Below are 21525 nucleotides of genomic sequence, written 5' to 3' on the forward strand. Positions count from 1 at the left end.
AATGAAGAAATACATAACAAGTGTATTTGTTTTATTTTTTATGAGTATAATAACCAATGCTCAAGAAAAGGTGTTGCGATTATCCATGGATGAAGCCATAGATTACGCGATAAAAAATAACTACGATAACAAAGTAGCTTTAAAAGATATTGAAGCTGCTAAACAGAAAAAATGGGAGACTACAACCATTGGATTACCTCAAATTGATGGTAAAGTTGATTATCAAAATAACTTGAAACAACTTTTCGATCCAGTAGATTTTAACCAAGATGGTTTTCCAGATTTTGGAGCAAAACATTCGGTAACAGCTGGTGTAACATTAACACAATTAATTTTCGATGGAACGTATTTAGTAGGATTGCAATCTGCTAAAACATACTTGAAGATTTCTGAGCAAGCTAAAGAAAAAACGGAGTTGGCAACTAAAGAAGCAGTAATTAACGCTTATGGAAATGTATTAGTTGCTGAAAAAAGTTTGGAGATTTTAGAAAGTAATAAAAGAGTTTTAACTAAAAACTTAAACGAAACGCAAAAGATTTTCGATAACGGGTTAACAGAGGAAGAAAATGTAGAGCAACTTCAAATTACCTTAGGAACTTTAGAAAATAACATCAGAAATACACAACGTCTTAAAGATATTGCGTATAAGATGTTAAATATCGCTTTAGGAAATTCTATCGATAAGCAATTAGAGTTAAGTGATACTTTAGAAAATTTAGCAATTCAAAATACAGACCTAGGTTTGTTAGGCAAAGCGTTTAGTTTAGATAGTCATATTGATTACAGAATTGCTAGTAACGACAGAGAAGCAAATAGATTATTATTAAAGTTAGAGAGAAACAGACAATTACCAACATTAGCGGCTTTTGTGAATTACAATGCAATTGCTAATTCTAACTCATTTTCTTTCTTTAATAGTTCGCAACAATGGAGATCAACTTCTCTTTTAGGAGTAAGTTTAAATGTTCCAATTTTTGGTTCATTTAGAGCTAGATCAAGAATTAAACAAGCAAAATTAGAGCTTGAAAATTCAGACATACGATTAGAAGAGATAAAACAAAAATTGAATTTACAAGCACAAACAGCAAAGAGTGAATATCAATTAAGTATCGAAAACTACGAAACAGCTAAGAAAAACTTACTATTAGCTGAGCGTATCGAGAAGAAACAACAAGTGAAATTTTTCGAAGGACTTTCAACAAGTTTCGATTTATCTCAAGCGCAAAATCAACTTTACACACAGCAATCAAATTACGTACAATCAATGTTAAGCGTAATTGCTAAAAAAGCACAATTAGAAACAGCATTAAATATACCTATAAAATAACCAACTCAATGAGAAAGATATTCATATTCACTATAGCTACAGTTCTTTTAGCTTCATGCGGAAAAAAAGGACAATCAGTAGACGCTGTAATTGCTTCTGGAGATTTAGGGCAAATTAGAGCAAAGAAAGATGAGTTAAGTACAAAGAGTCAAGAGATATTAAGTCAAATTAAATTATTAGATACTGAAATTTCTAAACTTGATAAGAACAAGAAAATACCATTAATCACTACGATCAATGCTAATTCATCTGAGTTTATTCATTATTTAGAATTACAAGGTAATGTTCAAACAAAGAAAAATGTATTAGTATACCCAGAAGTACCAGGGCAATTAGTTAGTGTTTTTGTAAAAGAAGGACAAAAAGTAGCTAAAGGACAATCACTAGCAAGAATAGATGATGCTGGTATGTCTAATCAATTAGCACAGTTAGAAGCAAACGCAGCTTTAGCCAAAACTACTTATGAGCGTCAAAAACGTTTATGGGAGCAAAAAATTGGTTCAGAAATTCAATTTTTACAAGCAAAAACAAATTTTGAAGCACAAACTAATGCAGTAACTAATTTACGTAAGAATATTGCAAAGTATACCATAAGAGCACCTTTTGCTGGAATTGTAGATGATGTAATTAAAGAACAAGGGACTGTTGTAGCTCCTGGTCCTGGAGCAGAAGTTTTTAGAATTGTAAACTTAGGAAACATGTATATAGAAACAGATGTTCCAGAAACCTATATCAGTTCAGTAAAAAAAGGAAAAGCTGTAGAAGTTGAGTTTCCAATTTTAGGGAAAAAGTTAGACTCAGAAGTTCGTCAAGCAGGGAATTTTATCAATCCAGCAAACAGAACTTTTAAAGTTGAAATTGGTGTGTCAAATAAAGATAGAAGTATCAAGCCAAACTTAACAGCAAAACTTAAAATTAACGATTATACCAATCCAAACGCAATCTTAATTCCTCAGAGTATTATTTCAGAAAACTCAAAAGGAGAGCAGTACGTTTACGTAGTAAATACTAAAGACGGAAAATCTACAGCGCAACAAGTTATCATCAAAACAGGTAAAACTCAAGGAGATGTTATTGAGGTAATTGATGGAATTAAAAGCGGTATGAAGATTATTAATGATGGAGCAAGAAGTGTGAAGGATAGTCAGGAAGTTAAAATATTACAACTAGCCAAAAAATAAAAAATATTCTGATGACAGAACAACAAAAAAAAGTAGATAAAGAGTTTGGTTTATCTTCTTGGGCAATAAACAATAAAACTACTATTTATGTATTAATGGTAATTATATTGTTCTCAGGTATCTCGGCATTCATTAATATGCCAAGAGAGAATTTCCCAGAGATTAAAGAAACCAAAATTTATGTAAGCTCTGTTTTTCCAGGAAATACAGCAGAAGACATAGAGAAATTAATTACCGATCCTTTAGAAGAGAAGCTAAAAACAGTAAGTAATGTTACTAAAATCAACTCTACTTCTCAAGAGAATGTTTCGATGATTACCATCGAATTTAACGAACAAATTACCGTTGAAGAAGCGAAGCAAAAAGTTAAAGATGAAATTGATGAAGAGGTTTCAGGTGAAGACTGGCCAACGTTTAACGGAGCAAAAGTTGAACCTAACGTTTTCGAATTAAATATTGCTGAAGAAACGCCGATTTTAAATATTAATATTTCTGGAGATTTTACTGTAGAACAATTAAAAGAATATGCAGAATATCTTCAAGATGAAATAGAAGATTTAAAGGAAATTAAAAAGGCAGATATTCGTGGAGCTGAAGAGAAAGAAGTTGAAGTTGCTGTAGATATCTATAAAATGATGGCTGCTCAAGTTAGTTTCAACGATGTGCTTCAATCTATTGGAAATGGAAATGCTACAATTTCTGCTGGTAATATTATTTCTAGTGGTCAAAGAAGAACGATTCGTGTTCTTGGAGAAATAGAACAACCTTCAGAGTTAGATAATTTCGTAGTAAAATCTGAAAGAGGTAGTGCAATTTATTTAAAAGATATTGCAACAGTTTCTTTTAAAGACAAAGACAAAACAACGTATGCTCGTGAGAATGCAGAATCTGTAGTAATGCTTGATGTTAAAAAGCGTTCTGGAGAAAATATGGTTGAGGCAACTGATAAAATTAGAGAAATTGTAAAAGTAGCTCAAGAAACTAAAGTATTACCAGAAACACTTAAAGTAACTTTAGCAAACGATCAATCTTCTAAAACAGTTGGTCAGGTAGATGATTTAGTAAATAATATCATTTTTGGAGTTATTTTAGTAGTAACTGTACTGATGTTCTTCTTAGGGTTGAAAAATGCATTATTCGTAGGATTTGCAATTCCAATGTCAATGTTTATGTCGTTAATGATCTTAAACATAATGGGATACACCATGAATACCATGATTCTTTTCGGGTTAATTATGGGATTAGGAATGTTAGTAGATAACGGAATTGTAGTTGTTGAAAATGTGTACCGTTTGATGGATGAAGAAGGGATGTCGAGATTAGAAGCAGCTCGAAAAGGTATTGGTGAAATTGCTTTCCCAATTATTATTTCTACAGCAACAACAGTTGCAGCATTTATTCCTTTAGGGATGTGGCCAGGGGTAATGGGACAATTCATGATTTATTTCCCAATCACATTATCCGTAGTATTAGGTTCGTCTTTATTTGTAGCGGTATTCTTTAATTCAGTACTGGTATCTCAATTTATGAGTACAGAAGATAAAAATATGCCATTAAACAAGATTATACGTTTAACAATAATCTTAGGAGTTTTAGGATTGCTTTTTGTAATATTTGGTGGAGCTATTAGACCATTGGGAACATTATTGATTTTTGCTGCTGCAAATTTCTGGGTATACAGGTTCATTATGCGTCCTGCTGCTAACAGATTTCAATCTCGTGTTTTACCAAGATGGGAGCGTTTTTATGAAAGAATGATTAGTGGTGTGTTAAAAGGTTGGAAACCACAAGTAATTTCGATAATTACGTTATTAATGTTATTTGTTTCTATAGGAGGTTTCGTAAATTCTGTTCAGAAAAAAAGAACAAAAGTAGAATTCTTTCCAGATAATACGCCAAATCAAGTTATTGTATATGTTGAGTATCCGCAAGGAACGGATATTGAAAAAACAAATGCAATAATGAAGGATATTGAACAACGAGTAACTAATGTGATTAATTCTTCTGAATATTTAGATGGAGAATATAACTTTTTAGTTGAGAGTTCTATTACTCAAGTTGGTGCAGGATCAGGAAATCCACAAACAGATGGAGGTTCAACAGCAGAAATGCCACACAGAGGGAAAGTTGTAGCTTCTATGCGCGAGTATAAGTATAGAAAAGGTGCAGATAGTAAAGTCCTTAAAAAAGCAATTACCGACGAATTACAAGGAGTGTATCCAGGATTATCAATTTCTGTTGAGAAAGACCCAGTTGGTCCACCTGCTGGTTATCCGATTAATATTGAATTAGAAGGTAAAGATTATGCTGAACTGATTAATGTAGCTGAAAAAATGCGTGATTTTATCAATACGAAATCTATTCCTGGAATTGCAGAGCTTAAGATTGATGTAAATAAATCTAAGCCAACTATGTTAGTTGATGTTGATAGAAAGAAAGCTGGAGAATTAGGTGTTAGTGCAGCTCAAGTGGGAACACAATTACGTAATTCTATCTTCGGAGCTAAAGCTGGTGTTTATAAAGAAGATGGTGAAGATTATGATATTTATGTAAGATTTAATGAAGAGAACAGATACAATACAAGTGCTATTTTTAATCAGAATATTACTTTTAGAGATCCTTCAAACGGACAAGTGAAATCTATTCCAGTTTCCGCTTTAGCAACACAAAAAAATACTTCAGGATTTAGTGCAATAAAACATAAACAAGGAAAAAGAGTAGTAACAGTATACTCAGCATTAGCACCAGGTTTTACAGATGCAGGAGCAATTGTGTCTAAGATTCAAAATGAAATGAAAACCTTTACTGAATTACCGGCTCAAATCAAAGTAGATTATACAGGGCAAATTGAAGAGCAAAACAAACAAATGGCTTTCTTAATGGGAGCATTCTTCTCTGGTTTAGGTTTAATTTTCTTAATCTTAATTTATCAGTTCAATTCTGTGTCAAAACCAGCAATTATTATGCTTGCTATATTCTTAAGTTTAATAGGAGTGTTCGGAGGAATTGTAATTTCTGGTTCATCATTTGTTATTATGATGACAATGATGGGGATTATTTCACTCGCCGGAATTGTGGTAAATAACGGTGTTGTACTACTCGATTATACACAGCTATTGATAGATAGAAGAAAAGTTGATTTAGGCTTAGATGATGATGAGTTTGTTTCTGTAGAAGATTTAAAAGAAAGTATTATTAAAGGAGGAAAGGCAAGATTACGTCCGGTATTATTAACGGCAATTACAACAATTTTAGGTCTTATTCCTTTAGCTACAGGTTTAAATATAAATTTCTACACTTTAGTATCAGAATTAGATCCGCATATTTATGTTGGAGGAGATAACGTAATTTTCTGGGGGCCATTAGCATGGACTGTAATCTATGGTTTAATTGTAGCTACATTCTTAACATTAATTGTTGTTCCAATTTTATTCTATTTAATCACAAAGTTTAAAATGTGGATCAAAAATAGAAATACAGTTACAGAAGAATCATTTGATGAAATAGCAGAAATAGGAAATTAATTAATAATTTGTTTTACTTAAAAAAAGGGTTAGTAGTTGTGTATTGCTAACTCTTTTTGTTTTTTTGAAGTATGAATAAACAGAGTGTGGTAACGGTAGATGAGGTAAAAAGAAAGCTTGAAAGATTTTGTGTGTATCAAGATCGATGTCATAAAGAGGTAGAAGATAAATTAAGGGGTTTTCATTTAATACCAGAAGCAAGAGAGCTTATTTTATTACATCTTTTAGAACATGATTTTTTAAATGAAGAGCGTTTTTCAAGAAGTTTTGCTAGAGGGAAATTTAGAATTAAAAATTGGGGAAAGGTTCGTATTACTAGAGAATTAAAACTAAGAGATATTTCAGTCTATAATATTAAACAAGCACTTTCAGAGATAGATGAAGAAGAGTATTTTTCGAAATTAAATAGTTTAGCTGAAAGAAAAATTTCGTCTACTAATGAATCTAATTCTTTTAAGAAAAGAAAAAAAGTTTTTGATTATTTGAATTACCGAGGATATGAAATCAACTTAATAAACGAAGTTTTAAATGAACTTTTAAAATAATACTCTCCACGTAAAGTAGAGAGTATAAAATCTTTTCTAAAAATCACAAATATCAGGAAAAACCTCACAAATATCTTTTAGAGGCGGTACAGTATGTTCACACCCACCATCACAAGGCTGATTTATTTTGTTTCCAAATTGATCACATTTACAAGCAGGGTAATAATAGCGTTTTCCTTTACCATTAATTTCTTTTTGCTCGTTTTTACTCAATGTTTTTCCTAAGTTTAAAACTGATTTTTTCATAATTTAAGATTTAAAAGGATGATTATTTTAAATGTTATTAACTGATATTCTAAAATATGAAAAAGCTCAACAATTGAATAGACTAAACTAAATATGATGAGGAAAGATATATATTCGTTAGAGACCTTAATTTTTTTGTAACTAAAGGATGTTTTCCTTTTTAATTAGTTTCGTTTCGAAGCTTAAAACTATGTAGAAGTATAAAGAAAGGTTAATAGTTCTAGAATTACTACTAGAAATGTAGTGCGTAGATGATTCTTGTCTTATTAAGAAATGAAAAAGGGGACCAATAAAGTCCCCTTATATAGATTTTATGTGTAAAATAATTTAATTCAAAATTAATTTTTTAGAAGCAGATTTACCTTCTGAGGTAATATTTAAAATATAAATACCTTTAGTATAATTTGTTAAATCAATAATATAATTTGTGTCTATTATTTTCTTTTTACTAAATACTTCTTTACCAGATAAATCAAATATTTTTAAATCTAGTTCCTCTGTTGTATTTCTACTTAAATTGAATAAACTTGTAGACGGATTAGGGAATATCGATATACTATTTAGTAAAACGTTTTCACTAATTGATAAAACGCCTTGTTTAGGGATATTAGTTACAAAAATACCTCTACCGTATGTTGCTGCATAAAGTTTAGAATCTTTTTCGCTGATATCTAGGTCGGTAACTTGTACGTTAGGTAAATTATTATCAAAGGTTTGCCATTCAGATAAATCGTCATTAATAAAATAAACTCCTAAATTAGTACCTAAATAAACAGTATTATTACCACTTTCATCATGATGTTTTAATACAGTTTTGTTTTCCGAAGGAAGATTTCCAGTTATATTTGTGAAAACAGGTATAAAAAGAGATAAATTATCAGCTTTGAATACTGAGCTGTTTGTCACGACCCATCCAATTTTAGAATCTCCATTGTTTATTTCTATTGAATTTATATTTTCTGGAAACGTAAATATATCAATAAAAGATCCTCCCCTATTATTACTTCTATATAATGTTCTACCCTCTGCAGCATATATGATATCATTGTTGTTTGGGTCTATTTCTAATAAATCTATATCATCTCTAAAAGCATTACCAGAAGAATTGGAAACTTTTGTCCAAGAAGTATTATCAAATCTGTAAAGACTTCTATATCCAGCGAATAATTCTCCATCTGTATTCATTACTAGCGGAGTCACCCATTCTCCACCACTATCTCCAGAGCCAGTTTCATCATTTGGAGCGAATAAAAAATCATCGCGCCTAGGATTCATGTTTATAAAAATTTCTCTAGTTTCACCTTGATCTTGGCTTACAGTCAAACGTCCTCCAAACTGTGTGAATCCATAAAAAACATTAGAATTGTTTACATCAACAATACCTTCCATACCGTCACCACCATGATAATTTCTCCAGTTAGTACCATCATATCCAAATCCTCCATTGTCTTGCAATCCACCAGCGATGATGTCTGATGTTTGTTGAGATATAGAAAGTTTATAAAATTGGCTAATCGCAATAGTATTAGTTAAATCTGTAAAAGAATCACCATTATCAGTTGATAAATAAATTCCACCATCTGTACCAGCAAAGAAATCACCATCAAAAAATCTTAAAAAATGGATGTCAGCATGTGTGTAAGTTGGCATATCAGGAAATCTCCAGTCGTTTATTTTCGTAAAGCTATCTCCTCCGTTATTAGATTTCCATATATCCAATACCCCAACAAATACAGTATCTTTATCAGTATCAGATACAGTTATTGCTAAGTCAAAAAATGCTTGTAGACTATCTCCAAAAATATTTGATGTTTCTGCTGTTTTACTAAATGTGTTTCCACTGTCTGTAGATTTATATACTCCATTAAAAGTGCTATTTCTTGCAGCACTAACAAAATAGACGTAGTTAGGGTCTGCTGGAGTTACATCTAACGTAATTCTACCTGAATTAGTTAAGGAAGGGATATCAATTTCAGAAAAATTTTCTCCTGAATCAGTTGATTTAAAAAACTTACTATTACTTACGGCGTACCATGTTGTAGGATCTCCTGGTTTCATTTTTAAATCAACTATATTTTGAATTAATTTTACAGACCATGTATTTCCTCCGTCAGTACTTTTTATAACTCCCACACTGGTAGCAACTAAAATAGTTTCATTATTAGTTGGGTGTATATAGATTTCATTCATAGAACTAGGATCACCAGCAATATCACCAGTTTTATTCCATGTTGCACCACCATCAATAGATTTCCATACTCCCACAGCAAAAGAATCATCTGCGTCATCATCACCAGTAGCAATATATATAACGTTTGAATTACTAGGGTTAATAGCTATCCCTGAGACTCCAATTTGTGGTAAATTATCAGTTAAAGGTATCCAACTAGTACCAGCGTCTGTAGATTTCCATATTCCACCTGCTGGGGCACCAATATAATATGTGTTAGGATTATTAGGATCAACAGCTATTGTATTTATTCTTCCTTGTCCTGTTCGTTTTTGAGGCGTTGCGTTATATGTATTAGTATTATCAAAAGGTCCAAGGGGAGTCCAATTACTTGTATTGGTTCTATTGCTAACAGAGGACCTACTTAATACTTTTTTTTCTTCCCATGCATTCCATAAATCTTGAGAACTAGATATTGTACCATCCGGTTTTAAATAATAAGACCAATGATATTCCCAACGTTTAAAAGGTTTATATCCGCTACCTTTTTTAAATTTATCTATTGTTTTGAAATAATTTTCAGCTCTAAGAGAAATATTTTCTAAAGTTTCTTTTTCGCTTTTATTTTTTAAGGCATTGTTATTCCATGGAGCATTACTTAGTGTTTGAGAATAGCAAACAACAGAAAAACTAAGTAATACTAAAAAGTAAACTTTTTTCATATAAAAAATATTATAAATTGTTTTGTAAAAATAAAAAACGTTTTTTGTTCGAGAATAATTTTTAACATTAGTAATTGTTTTATATTCAAAAAAATAGGTCTTTTAAAAGGTTTTTGTTCAAAAAAACAATAAAGTGTTTTTAAAATTATTTTTTTTTATCTAAGTCAAAAAAATCATCTAAATTAATTTCTTCGTCAAATTCTTTTTTACTGTAAATGGTATTCACTTTTGCATTATAGCTGCTAAAAACAAGAAGAATTTTGTCAATTTGGTCATTTACTTCTTTTGCTTTAATCGAGGGAATTAAAGTCATGTCATTCAAACGTAAAATTTCGTTTTCTAAAACATTAGTTCTAGCTTTTAAGGCGTTAGTTTTAAGGGTTTCAATTTTTAAACTATCATTCAAGCTTTTGACTAATCCTTTTAATTCATTAGTCATTTGTAAGGCTTGATTAGGAGACACAGAAGAAAATCTACCTAAAAATTCATCAAGTTCATTGTATTCAGTCCAATCTTGGATTTTAGTTTTAGCTAATTCAGAAAGATTGGTTACTTTTTTGTGCTTAACAACAGTACTCATATCAGAAGTAGCTATTTTTTCGACAGTATTTTTTTTCTTTTCATTACAACTGAAAAAGAATACACAACTTAAAAGAATAAAAAGACTAGAATACTTAAGCATTACTCATGTAAATTTTAGTCAAAAATACATTTTTTAAATTCGTTTTTTCTAAAACTAAACTTAAAGCTTAATTACCAGATTCTTAAAAATTCAAAATTATTGATAGTTAAAAAATAATAATTAAATATTACGAATATTTAAATTCATTAACTTTGTGGAGTATTAAAAATAGATTTTTGTAAATGAGTGATACTATTTTAATTCTAGGCGCATGTGGTCAAATAGGTACAGAACTTACTCAAAGACTACGAGAGATTTATGGAAGTGAACATGTAGTAGCTTCAGATATTAGAGAAGGAGATGCTGATTTTCTAAATTCAGGTCCATTTGAAATCATTAATGCAATGGATAAGGAAAGAATATTAGAAGTAGTTAAAAAGTACAAAGTAACACAAGTGTATTTAATGGCGGCTATGCTATCTGCAACTGCAGAGAAAATTCCTTTAAAAGCTTGGGATTTAAACATGCAATCACTTTTACATGTATTAGAAATAGCGAAAGAAAAGCATATTCAAAAAGTATACTGGCCTAGTTCTATAGCAGTTTTTGGAAGTACTTCGCCTAAAATAGATACGCCACAGCAAACAGTAATGGAACCATCAACGGTTTACGGAATTAGTAAGGTTTCAGGTGAGCATTGGTGTAACTATTACCACAATAAATTTGGTGTAGATGTAAGAAGTTTACGATACCCAGGAATTATTAGTTGGAAAACAAAACCAGGTGGAGGAACAACAGATTATGCTGTTGACATCTATTTTAAAGCAAAAGAGGAAGGTAAATACGAATGTTTTTTAGAAGAAGAAACAAAGCTTCCTATGATGTACATGGAGGATGCAATTAATGCTACAATTCAAATTATGCAAGCTCCTACAGAAAATATTAAAACAAGAACTTCTTATAACTTAGCAGCAATGAGTTTTACTCCTAAAGAAGTTGCTGAAGAAATTCAAAAACATATACCAGAGTTTGAAATTTCATACAAGCCAGATTTCAGACAAGAAATTGCTGACAGTTGGCCACAAATTATAGATGATAGTGCAGCAAGAGAAGATTGGAGCTGGAATCATTCTTTTGATTTAGAGTTGATGACAAAAGATATGTTAAGTAATATTGGAACCAAAAACAACGAACTTTTAACGGCTTTGTAAGTTTATCAAATTACCAACGTCATAATCATTGTAAAATGGTTAAAAACATGAAAGAAGTTATAGAAAAGAGCCTTGAAAGCGCATTAACATATTCAGAGTACAGAACTTTAGTGTCAGATTTATTGGAAGAAAATAAATCAACAGGAGAAAATCAATCAGAAGCATTATATAATTATAGCTTTCTTAACGACAGACGTATGAAACGTTTGGATAAAACATCAAAGTTAACAGAAGATACTTTAACAAGAATCAAGAATGTTGAAGAGCCTCAAACTTGGATCGTTTTAACAGAAGGTTGGTGTGGAGATGCTGCACATAATATTCCTGTGTTAAATAAAATGGCAGAAGAAAATCCTAATATCGATCTTCAATTGGTTTTAAGAGATGAAAACTTAGATTTAATGGATAACTTTCTTACAAATGGAGGAAGATCTATTCCTAAGTTAGTTGCTGTAAACAAAGATAAAGAGGTGTTATTTACTTGGGGGCCAAGACCATCTGTAGCGACAAAAATGATAGCAGATTACAAAGAAGCACATGGTGTTGTAGATGCAGATGTGAAAAAAGACTTACAGGTTTGGTATAACAAAAACAAAGGAACAAACGTACAAGAAGATATTTTGTCTTTACTAGAAAATTAAAGATTTAAATAATTAAGTAGTTTATATTTTAAGCCTCATGATGTTACTCATGAGGCTTTATTTATATTTGCAACTTATGATTGTACCGTTTGAAACCTTATCTGAAGAAGCAAAAGTTTGGATTTATCCATCAAGTAGAAAATTTTACGCTCAAGAAATAGAACCTCTAAAAGAAAAAATTGAAAGTTTTTTAAATGATTGGTTAAATGCGACTGAAGCAAAACTATCATACTGTGTAAAGTATGACAGGTTTATAGTGTTTTCTTCTGAAGAAGATGTGGTTGTTAATAATCAGGATTTAGATCAACAAGTTAGTTTTATACTAAAATTGCAAGAAGAATATCAGATAGAGTTACTTGATAAGATGAATGTAAGTTTCAAACAAGGAGAATTTGTCCAGTATAAAGAAGTAAAAGAATTTAAAAAACTACTCAAAAACAAATCGGTTAATAGCAAAACTGTAGTTTTTGATAATTTGGTTCAAACCAAGTACGATTTTGAAAACTTTTGGGAAGTGCCAATTACTGAAAGTTGGTATAATAGATTTTTATAATCAGAACTGATTTAGTTGTAAAAAATAACTCATTTTCACATTAAAAGTTAAATTTTGTAAACTGCTGTTTTTATAGGAGATATAGAAAAAACAGAAGTGTTTCTTGTTGTGTCATTTTTATGTCATATCTTTCGGAAAAAATAAAATTGCTAGCGAATATATACTACAAGTAGTCGTATCTGACTTTATTAAATTCAAAGTTTTACTTACTAATATTTTTGCTTCAATTAAAATCAAGTTATATGAAAAAACTATTACTCTTATTTGCAATTTTTTTTGCCTCTCTATTAAAATCTTACGGACAGGATGTGCCGTTTACACAGAGATTGCCCAATGGTGGTATCACCGTTAAAGGAGACATGACCTTTATTGGAAATAATGTTTTAAATCGAGATTTCAAAGATTTTGCATTATATGTTAGAAGTGACCAAACGTCTAGATTTACAGATAGCTGTGGTAATAGGTATAGAGATTATACCTATACTCAAATATCAGCTAATTTAGGAGCTAATATTCCTCATCCTAATAATGCTACAGGAAATAATTTATATTATGTAGTATCTCAGAATGCTTGTGGTAGGTCATTTTATGCAAATGTTAATGAATCACCACTAAATAACGGTGATTTCTTTATGGATTATATTGATATTGACGATGCAGAAGGTATATCTGGAAGTTCAGATACTTTTTCATCATCTAAATCAACGTTAAATATACCATCTTGTTCAAAAATTGTATATGCAGGATTGTATTGGACAGCTGTTTATCCTTACGATACGTGGGAGAATGAACTTCCAAGAACAGGAGATTACAGAAATATCAAATTTAAGTTGGCAGGTGAAGATTATCAAGATATTACCAGTGATGAGGTAATTTATGATAACGGAATAGCTACGCAACGTCCTTATTTGTGCTATAAAGATATTACAAGCATGGTTAATAATCTAGCTAACCCTAATGGAGATTATTATGCTGCTAATATTCGAGCAACTACAGGTTATGATTCTAAAAATGATTTAGGAGGAGCTGCAGGTTGGGTAATGGTTATTATTTACGAGAATGAAACGGTAACTAGTAAAAACATTTCAATTTTTGATGGATTTTCAGCAGTTGATGGAACTAACAACGTAGATGTTACTTTCAACGGTTTTTTAACGACGCCTTCAGGACCGGTTAGAACTCAATTTTTAACAGCAGCTTTAGAAGGAGATACTTTTATTCAAGGTGATGCATTTCAAATTGAAAACAGTTCAGGAACCTATATCAATATAGATACACCTAATTCTAATCCAACTACAAATTTTTTTAACGGAAGTATCACTCAATATGATAATTACGTTACGAATAGAAATCCTGCAAGTGAAAATACTTTAGGATTCGATATAGATTTATTTGAAATTAATAATCCAGGAAATGCTCTTATAGCCAATAATCAGACTTCTGTAGATGCAAGATTTACAACAAGTGGAGATGTGTATTGGCCATTTTTGAATGCTATTGCAGTAGAAGTTGCTCAACCAGATGTACGAGTTGTGAATACTGTAGATGATGGTGCGGGTAATGATTTGTCTGGATCAACATTAAGTTTAGGAAGCAGTTTTTGGTATAATCTTCAATTTCAAAATTTAGGGAATGACGATGCAACTAATACTGTAATTAGAAAACATCTTCCTAAAAATGTAAGTTTAATCCCAGCAGATATTATCTTGCCTCTTGGTGTAACATATTCATATGAGCCACCTTCAAGTGCTAATGGTTTTAGAGGAATATTAGATTTTTCTATAAATGATTCTTTAGTAGAAGAAGGTAGTGCAACACAAAATATTCGTATTCATGTAGAATTGGCAAATGACTGTAGTAAGTTTACAGAGTCTTGTTCTAATGTCATAGAGAGTCAAGCATTCTCTAGTTATTCAGGTGTGAATAGCGGAATTCAAATATCAAGTAGTCCTAGTTTTTCTGGAGTTGATGCATGTAATTATGGGATTACAGGAGCTACAGCTGTTTTATTAGATGTTACAAGTTGTTCTGCTATAACTACAGAAGTAGCATTATGTGAAGGCTCTGTTGAATTAACTGCAGGAGCTGGTTTTTCTACTTATCAATGGACAGATGGTTCAGGAACAGTAATCGGAAACACTCAAACAATAGTAGTAAGCAGTGTAGGTAGTTATTCGGTTAACAAAACCAATGCTCCAGAAGCACCAGTTGCATGTATACCGTTTACAGAAACATTCAATGTAATAAGAGAGGCTATTAATCCTTCTATAGTTTTACAAGATATAACATGTGATACTAAAGGAAGTATAGCTATAAATAATGTTGCAGGTGACTATGAATTTGCAATAACGACTTCTGGAGATAATGTTGAGAGTTCAAATTATCAAGATGCTAACACATTTGAAATTTTAGATGCAGGAAGTTATGATATTTATATCAGAAACAAATCAACATTATGCGTTTCTACATTTAGTGATCAAATTATAAATTCATCAACAAACTTAGATGTTGATCTATTAGCAATACAACCATTATGTTCTGATGATTTAGGTGGTATTGAGGTGCAACTTAGTAATGCGCTACCTGGTCCTTATACATACAGCCTTATAAGTAATGGAGCTGTTATTAGTACTTTTGGCCCAACCACAGATATGATAAGAACTTTTTCAGATCTTCCTTCAGGAACATATGAAGTTGAAGTCTCTGCGTCTGGTTGTTCAGTAGTAAAAGAAGTTTCAATCTCAAGTCCAGCTACTTTACTAACTTCAGTTATAAAAACTCAAGATATATCATGTTTAGCTGGTTCAGTTATTATATCAGCTACAGGTGGAACAGGGAATTTCAGTTATGCGGTATGGTCATATATACCAAGTAGCTCTGCTGTAAAATCACCTGTTTCTTATACTAGTGTAGCAGAAATACCTGCTGAAAACTTTTTTACTGATATAAATTATGATGTGAATTATGGAGAAGAAGGAACATATGAATTTGTAGTAGTAGATACGAATAATTGTAACACTACATCCTCACCAGTGACTGTAGATTTAAAAGAAGATATTAGTTTTACGGCGTCTCCAAGTGATCCTACATGTTCAGGTGCAGATGGAAGTATATCCATAAATGTTTCAAGTGGAGAGCCACCATTTACATATACAGTTTTTAATTCGTCTGGTAATAATGGAGGAATTAATGAGGTAGTTAGTAATGATAGTACATATGAGTTTATTGATTTAAGTGGAGGTACTTATGAAGTTCAAGTTACAGATAGTAACAGTTGTACATCTTTATTAGCATTAACATTATCAGAACTACCTCCTGTAGCAATTATTTCTTCTTTAGCAGTTACAGAGTTTGGATGTACTTCTGGAAATATAGTTAGTAATGCAAACGTTACATTAGATATTTCTTCAATAGTTGGAGGTACTGGAGTTTATCCTACTGTAGAATTATTTGATGATAAAGGAACGCCAATAGATACAAGTGATGATGTGAAAGTTAATGGAGTTAATACGGGTTCAATTTACACTTTTGATATTTTAGATACGAATGGAGGTAGTTTCTACGCCAAAGTAATTGATAGTAATGGTTGTGAAGCTATATCAACTAGTGTAGTTGTTAGTCCTTATGATCAGTTGAATCAGATAACTATTACTCAAGCGGAATCGATTAGTTGTTCTAATGCGGGTGAACAGATTTATATAGCATATACTTCTAGCTTAGGTTTATCAAAATCAACAATACAAATCATAGATAGCACTGGAACGACTCTAGATACTATTTCGGAAGTTCAAAGTAATACAGAAGTAACTTCTAATGTTCGCTTAACTCCAGGTCTTTATATAATTAAAATAACAAATCCAGTTAGTGGTTGTGAGATAAATCAAGTATATCAAGTAAATGATGTGGAACCATATACTGCTAATGTAGTAAGTTCATCTCCAGTTATTTGTTTTGGAGATAATAATGCTTCTTTAATGCTTACGATTGAAGATGGCGGAGGTAATCCATACACAGGAAGTTATACTTATGAAGTATTTGATACAGCAGGAATCCCATCAGGTGTATCTACTGTTAGTACAAGTAATCCTTTAACTATTGTAGGTTTGAGTTCAGGAACTTATGCAGTCCAAGTTACACTTAACGATTATCCATTTTGTTCTTTAACTACAAATAATGTTGTTGTAGACGGGCCTATAGTACCATTAAGTATTACTGCAGATGTTAATGAAGATGTAATTACAGTATTAGCAACAGGAGGTATTCCTTCTTATGAATACAATTTGAATGGAACTGGTTTTACCACAAATAATGTTTTTAGTGGTGTTAGCCCTGGAGAGTATACAATTGATGTTAGAGATGTAAATGGATGTGAAAGTAGTACTACAGTAACAGTTACAGATACAAATACTGATATTATTTTAGGAGATGATGCTGTTTCTACTCCAGCAAATACTGCGTTAGACATTGATGTTTTTTCTAACGATATTAATATTCCTTCAGTAGGTAATTTAACAACAACAAATCCTTCAAATGGTATAGTAATTATAAACGACTCAGGAACTCAAGATGATTTAACTGACGATATTATAACGTATACACCAGATCAAGATTTTGTAGGAACAGATAGTTTTACCTATACTATTTGTGATCTTACAAGTAATACCTGTGACACTGCAACTGTTTTCATCGCTGTAGATGCTATTCAAACTCCGATTACAGTTTCATTTAATTCAAATAGTGTAAGTTGTAGTGGTTTATCAGACGGAGCCATAGAGGTTTTTGCTGTAGGAGGAACTGCACCTTATACATTTACTTTATCTTCTGGATCCTTAGTAGTATCAACAAATTCTAATGGAATTTTCTCAAATCTTTTTGCTAGTGATTACACTGTTAGAGTAACAGATAGTAATGGAAATTCGACAAGCATTAATGTTACAATTACAGAACCTGCAACATTAATAACCGACTCTTTTGTACAAGAAATAACATGTAGTGGGTTTAATGATGCATATATTATAGTTAATGCTAGTGGAGGAAGTGGAAATTATACATATGAAATTAGTTCTCAGCCAGGTGTATTTCAAACATACAATTCATTTGCAGGTTTATCGCCTGGTAGTTATACAATTACAACTAGAGATGACTTTGGCTGTACTGATGCAATACAAGTAACTATCACAGAACCACAGGAAATAGCTATCAACACAAATGTTGAAGGTAGCACAATCACAGTAGCAACAACTGGAGGTATACCACCGTATACTTATAAATTAAACGATGGAGTTTTTACAACGTCTAATATATTTACTAATTTAAGTGCAGGGACTTATGAAATTACGGTATTAGATGTTAATGCATGTTCTAGTGTAGAAGTTGTAACAATTGTAGATGAAACAATTATTTTGAATGATGATTCTTTCGGAGCTTTATCAAATACTTCAACGATAATAGATGTTTTTGCAAACGATACAAATATCCCGGTATTTGGATCTCTAAATGTCACCGCTCCGCTAAATGGTACTTTAACTGTAGATGATTCAGGAACACCAAACAATCCTAATGACGATATCATCACATATGTTTCAGATCCAGATTTTGTAGGAACAGATAGTTTTACCTACAGTGTTTGTAACTCAAATACTAATCAATGTGAAGATGCAACTGTTTTTTTAACAGTAAGCCCAGCTGCAAATCCAATGACTGTAAGTTTAACTAATGTAGATGTAACTTGTAATGGAGATAATAATGGGATAATTGAAACAGTAGTAATTGGCGGGGTATCTCCATATTCGTATGCGCTTTTAGATGCTTCTTCAGCCGTGGTTGCAAACAACACTAATGGAATCTTTACGAATTTAGCAGCTGGAGATTATACTGTAGAAGTTACAGATAATACTGGAAACACTTCAAGATCTATCAATGTAGTTCTTTTAGAACCTGAATTACTAGAAACTACAGCGACAGTTCAAAATGTAAGTTGTAATGGATCAGATGATGGTAGTATTACATTAAACACAACCGGAGGAAGTGGAAATTATGTTTATGAAATCAACTCTCAGCCAGGAACATTTCAAAGAGCAAATAGATTTACAGGTTTAAGACCAGGTTTTTACACCGTAACAGCATTAGATGACTTTGGATGTACGAATGTTATCTCTTTAGTAGTTGAAGAGCCAGAAACTTTATTTATTAGTTCTGTAGATATAAGAGCTACAGGAAGATTCCCTAGTGGAAGAATCAAGATTGGAGCAGATGGAGGAACACCAAGATACAAATACAGTATTAACGGAGGTCCTTTTAAGAGATCAAATAGATTCTTAGATTTAGAAGATGGGGCATATACTATCGTAGTACAAGATGCTAATGGTTGTGTTTCAAATCCATTGACTGTTCGTATCGATAAAATTGAAATTGATAATACAGTAAATCAAATTTTACAAATTTTAGAAGCGTTATATAAAAATGCAGTCTCTTATCAATGGATCGATGTTGATAACGATGTTAGAATTCCTGGAGCTACTCAGCCTACTTACCAACCAACGAAATCAGGTAAGTATCAAGTTGAAATGGTTATTAATGAAACTTCAACAAGAATGCAGAATAATGCAGTGGTAACAAGACAAAACAATCAAGTCGTATTGTCTCCTGTTATTGAGTATACGGCAGCAGTTTTAAGTATTGAAGACATAGAAGATAAAATCTTAAAAGTTTATCCAAATCCAGCTTCAGAAAGATTAGTGTTACCAACTGATTTAATCAATAAAACATATAAGATTTATTCAGTTATTGGTACGGAAGTTAAAGCTGATAAAATTTACACAGAAGAAATTCAAGTAGACGATTTAGCTAAAGGAGTTTATCTTTTAAAAGTAGAAGGATATGAACCTTTCCGATTCATAAAGAAGTAAATTAACACCTTAAAATAAAAAAATGCGTTTAGGAAACTAAACGCATTTTTTTATTTTAAAAGAAAGAGAAACCGATACCAAGAGAAATACTATCTAAGTTTCCGTTTTCAAATTCTGCTATTTTCTTTCTATGAAAGTCCAAGCGTACTAATCCGTTCCAGCGACTAGAGCTAAAACTCATTAATCCTAACCCGACTTTATAATAATTACCGTTACTAAAGCTTTCAGAAGGTCTCCACATTTTACCAAAACTTGCGTCTATAAAGTAAGCAGAGCTACTTTTAGCAATAAAGTTATATCGTAGTGTTCCAAAATAGGGAATAGAGTTAATAGCGTATCTAAAATGATGATCGTATCCCATACTTACACTTCCAGACCAACGTTGATCGAATTGATAACCAACTTCTGCTCTAAGTAAAATTGATTTAGGAGTAATAAATGACCCATTACCTTCTTCCGCTAATTTGAATTTCTGATTAAGGCCGAAAGTGGTTCCAATATTTCCAATAAAAAAAGGTTTTTTCTCTCGAATCTGTGCTTGACCTGTTAAAAAAATGTTTAGTAATAGTAGACTAAGTAGTAGTTTCTTCATGATGGTTTTTTAGTTTTCATCATTTTATCAATAACTATTCCAAGATTTCTTTTGTAACTAAAAAATGAATTTCGCGTCCCATAATAAAAAAGCTATGGGAGGATATGGAAGTATACAGCCTTTATTAAACAGTAATAAAGATTTATTGCGAAAGAAAAGTTTATTTAAGAATAAAGACAAAAAAGTTAAATCTGAAGAAGGAGAATTAGAATTTATAAAATTATCTGATGAAGAGTTGAAGCTATTAAAGAAAGAAATGGCTAAAAAATCTTGGAAAGAAAAAGTGCTAGGAGTATTTACTGTTGTTTTCGTAATTGCTTTTGTAGGTTTTACAGCGAGTTACTTAATTCAACAAAATAGAGTTTATGAAGAATATATAGCGTCTAAAAATCATCAACATAAGTTAAATGAATTTAATATCAATATTAAAAAAGGAGATGAATTCTATTATCAAGGACATTATAAAAATGCGCTATTCTTTTATACAAAAAGCTCAACCTTATTTCCGGAGAATAGTTTAGTGAAAACTAAAATGAATAACTGTTATCGTTTACGATGCGAAAATGAGAATATAGATTGTAATAAATTAGTGCGATAAGCTTTCAATAAATCCATCTATATTTTGTGCATTATCTACAGAAAAATCACCAATTTTTGTACGTCGTAAAACAGATAAATGCGCACCTGAATTTAAAGCAATACCAAAATCATGAGCTAAAGACCTAATATAAGTTCCTTTGCTGCAAACGACTCTAAACTCGATGTTTAAACCATCAATTTTAGTAATTTCAAATTCAGAAATTTCTACTTGTCTCGATTTAATTTCTGTTGTTTTACCTTGTCTTGCTAGTTCATATAGACGTTTACCGTCTTTTTTAATAGCAGAGAAAATAGGTGGTTTTTGCTGAATCTTTCCTAGAAATTGTTCAGTAGTTTTATAAATTAAATCAGATGTGATATGTTCCGTAGGGAAAGTTTTATCAATTTCAGTTTCTAAATCATAACTAGGTGTAGTTCCTCCTAAAACGAAGGTTCCTGTGTATTCTTTTATCTGACCTTGATATGTTTCAATACTTTTAGTTTGTTTACCTGTACAGATAATTAATAAGCCAGTAGCCAAAGGATCTAATGTTCCAGCATGACCAACTTTTATTTTCTTAATATCAAAACGCTTTCTAATGTGCCAACGAAGTTTGTTAACCACTTGAAAAGACGTCCATTCTAAAGGTTTGTCAATAAGTAAAACCTTTCCTTCTTTAAAATCCTCTAAAGTATTCATGTGA

The 21525-nt window shown here is 31.4% G+C and carries 14 protein-coding genes; 9 read left to right on the plus strand and 5 right to left on the minus strand.

Annotated features, from left to right (window positions below; all coding sequences use genetic code 11):
- Position 1 precedes the first annotated feature (1 nt).
- The 4 genes from AQ1685_RS02465 (at position 2) to AQ1685_RS02480 (ending at position 6577) form a co-directional block, all read left to right on the plus strand.
- Positions 2–1327 (plus strand): TolC family protein, encoded by a 1326-nt coding sequence (locus AQ1685_RS02465; protein WP_095069149.1) that lies wholly within the window; start codon positions 2–4, stop codon positions 1325–1327.
- An 8-nt stretch (positions 1328–1335) separates the two neighbouring features.
- On the plus strand, positions 1336–2508 hold the full coding sequence (locus tag AQ1685_RS02470; RefSeq protein WP_095069150.1) for an efflux RND transporter periplasmic adaptor subunit: 1173 nt from the start codon (positions 1336–1338) through the stop codon (positions 2506–2508).
- 11 nt (positions 2509–2519) lie between these two features.
- A complete protein-coding gene (locus AQ1685_RS02475) occupies positions 2520–6032 on the plus strand; it encodes an efflux RND transporter permease subunit (protein WP_095069151.1) in 3513 nt (1170 codons plus the stop codon).
- A gap of 71 nt (positions 6033–6103) precedes the next feature.
- Positions 6104–6577 carry a regulatory protein RecX gene (locus AQ1685_RS02480; RefSeq protein WP_095069152.1) on the plus strand — a complete coding sequence of 158 codons (474 nt, stop codon included), beginning with the start codon at positions 6104–6106 and terminating at the stop codon, positions 6575–6577.
- A gap of 36 nt (positions 6578–6613) precedes the next feature.
- On the opposite strand, the gene AQ1685_RS02485 is transcribed toward AQ1685_RS02480, so the two are convergent.
- The 3 genes from AQ1685_RS02485 to AQ1685_RS02495 form a co-directional block, all read right to left on the minus strand.
- On the minus strand, positions 6614–6823 hold the full coding sequence (locus tag AQ1685_RS02485) for a hypothetical protein (protein ID WP_095069153.1): 210 nt from the start codon (positions 6821–6823) through the stop codon (positions 6614–6616).
- Positions 6824–7150: 327 nt separating this feature from the next.
- Entirely contained in the window at positions 7151–9715 is a 2565-nt protein-coding gene (locus tag AQ1685_RS02490; protein WP_095069154.1) for a T9SS type A sorting domain-containing protein, read from the minus strand.
- A 145-nt stretch (positions 9716–9860) separates the two neighbouring features.
- Positions 9861–10397, minus strand: coding sequence for a hypothetical protein (locus AQ1685_RS02495; protein ID WP_095069155.1), 537 nt, complete (start codon positions 10395–10397; stop codon positions 9861–9863).
- A gap of 182 nt (positions 10398–10579) precedes the next feature.
- Between AQ1685_RS02495 and AQ1685_RS02500 the strand changes: the two genes are divergently transcribed.
- From AQ1685_RS02500 to AQ1685_RS02515, 4 genes are all read left to right on the plus strand, one after another.
- Positions 10580–11548, plus strand: coding sequence for an NAD-dependent epimerase/dehydratase family protein (locus tag AQ1685_RS02500; RefSeq protein ID WP_095069156.1), 969 nt, complete (start codon positions 10580–10582; stop codon positions 11546–11548).
- Between the two features lie 47 nt (positions 11549–11595).
- Entirely contained in the window at positions 11596–12189 is a 594-nt protein-coding gene (locus AQ1685_RS02505) for a thioredoxin family protein (RefSeq protein ID WP_095074983.1), read from the plus strand.
- A gap of 76 nt (positions 12190–12265) precedes the next feature.
- Complete coding sequence (locus AQ1685_RS02510) at positions 12266–12742, plus strand: ABC transporter ATPase (RefSeq protein WP_095069157.1); 477 nt, start codon at positions 12266–12268, stop codon at positions 12740–12742.
- A gap of 242 nt (positions 12743–12984) precedes the next feature.
- Positions 12985–19650 carry an Ig-like domain-containing protein gene (locus tag AQ1685_RS02515; RefSeq protein ID WP_095069158.1) on the plus strand — a complete coding sequence of 2222 codons (6666 nt, stop codon included), beginning with the start codon at positions 12985–12987 and terminating at the stop codon, positions 19648–19650.
- A 55-nt stretch (positions 19651–19705) separates the two neighbouring features.
- Here the strand turns inward: AQ1685_RS02515 and AQ1685_RS02520 are convergent, their stop codons facing one another.
- Complete coding sequence (locus tag AQ1685_RS02520; protein WP_095069159.1) at positions 19706–20242, minus strand: hypothetical protein; 537 nt, start codon at positions 20240–20242, stop codon at positions 19706–19708.
- 64 nt (positions 20243–20306) lie between these two features.
- On the opposite strand from AQ1685_RS02520, the gene AQ1685_RS02525 reads away from it, so the two are divergent.
- Positions 20307–20840: a hypothetical protein gene (locus AQ1685_RS02525; protein ID WP_157730058.1), complete on the plus strand. Its 534-nt coding sequence runs from the start codon at positions 20307–20309 to the stop codon at positions 20838–20840.
- Here AQ1685_RS02525 and truB read toward each other — a convergent pair.
- Positions 20829–21521: a tRNA pseudouridine(55) synthase TruB gene (gene truB, locus AQ1685_RS02530; protein ID WP_095069161.1), complete on the minus strand. Its 693-nt coding sequence runs from the start codon at positions 21519–21521 to the stop codon at positions 20829–20831. The genes AQ1685_RS02525 and truB overlap by 12 nt on opposite strands.
- Positions 21522–21525: the final 4 nt, after the last annotated feature.

This window comes from Tenacibaculum jejuense (genome assembly GCF_900198195.1).
In the GTDB taxonomy this organism is placed as follows: domain Bacteria; phylum Bacteroidota; class Bacteroidia; order Flavobacteriales; family Flavobacteriaceae; genus Polaribacter; species Polaribacter jejuensis.

Excerpts from the sequence above, each read along its gene's own strand:
- AQ1685_RS02470 (WP_095069150.1), top strand. The coding sequence starts at position 1,336 with ATGAGAAAGATATTCATATTCACTATAGCTACAGTTCTTTTAGCTTCA.
- AQ1685_RS02480 (WP_095069152.1), top strand. The coding sequence starts at position 6,104 with ATGAATAAACAGAGTGTGGTAACGGTAGATGAGGTAAAAAGAAAGCTT.
- AQ1685_RS02510 (WP_095069157.1), top strand. The coding sequence starts at position 12,266 with ATGATTGTACCGTTTGAAACCTTATCTGAAGAAGCAAAAGTTTGGATT.
- AQ1685_RS02515 (WP_095069158.1), top strand. The coding sequence starts at position 12,985 with ATGAAAAAACTATTACTCTTATTTGCAATTTTTTTTGCCTCTCTATTA.
- AQ1685_RS02490 (WP_095069154.1), bottom strand. The coding sequence starts at position 9,715 with ATGAAAAAAGTTTACTTTTTAGTATTACTTAGTTTTTCTGTTGTTTGC.
- AQ1685_RS02525 (WP_157730058.1), top strand. The coding sequence starts at position 20,307 with ATGAATTTCGCGTCCCATAATAAAAAAGCTATGGGAGGATATGGAAGT.
- AQ1685_RS02520 (WP_095069159.1), bottom strand. The coding sequence starts at position 20,242 with ATGAAGAAACTACTACTTAGTCTACTATTACTAAACATTTTTTTAACA.
- AQ1685_RS02495 (WP_095069155.1), bottom strand. The coding sequence starts at position 10,397 with ATGCTTAAGTATTCTAGTCTTTTTATTCTTTTAAGTTGTGTATTCTTT.
- truB (WP_095069161.1), bottom strand. The coding sequence starts at position 21,521 with ATGAATACTTTAGAGGATTTTAAAGAAGGAAAGGTTTTACTTATTGAC.
- AQ1685_RS02475 (WP_095069151.1), top strand. The coding sequence starts at position 2,520 with ATGACAGAACAACAAAAAAAAGTAGATAAAGAGTTTGGTTTATCTTCT.
- AQ1685_RS02500 (WP_095069156.1), top strand. The coding sequence starts at position 10,580 with ATGAGTGATACTATTTTAATTCTAGGCGCATGTGGTCAAATAGGTACA.
- AQ1685_RS02485 (WP_095069153.1), bottom strand. The coding sequence starts at position 6,823 with ATGAAAAAATCAGTTTTAAACTTAGGAAAAACATTGAGTAAAAACGAG.
- AQ1685_RS02505 (WP_095074983.1), top strand. The coding sequence starts at position 11,596 with ATGAAAGAAGTTATAGAAAAGAGCCTTGAAAGCGCATTAACATATTCA.
- AQ1685_RS02465 (WP_095069149.1), top strand. The coding sequence starts at position 2 with ATGAAGAAATACATAACAAGTGTATTTGTTTTATTTTTTATGAGTATA.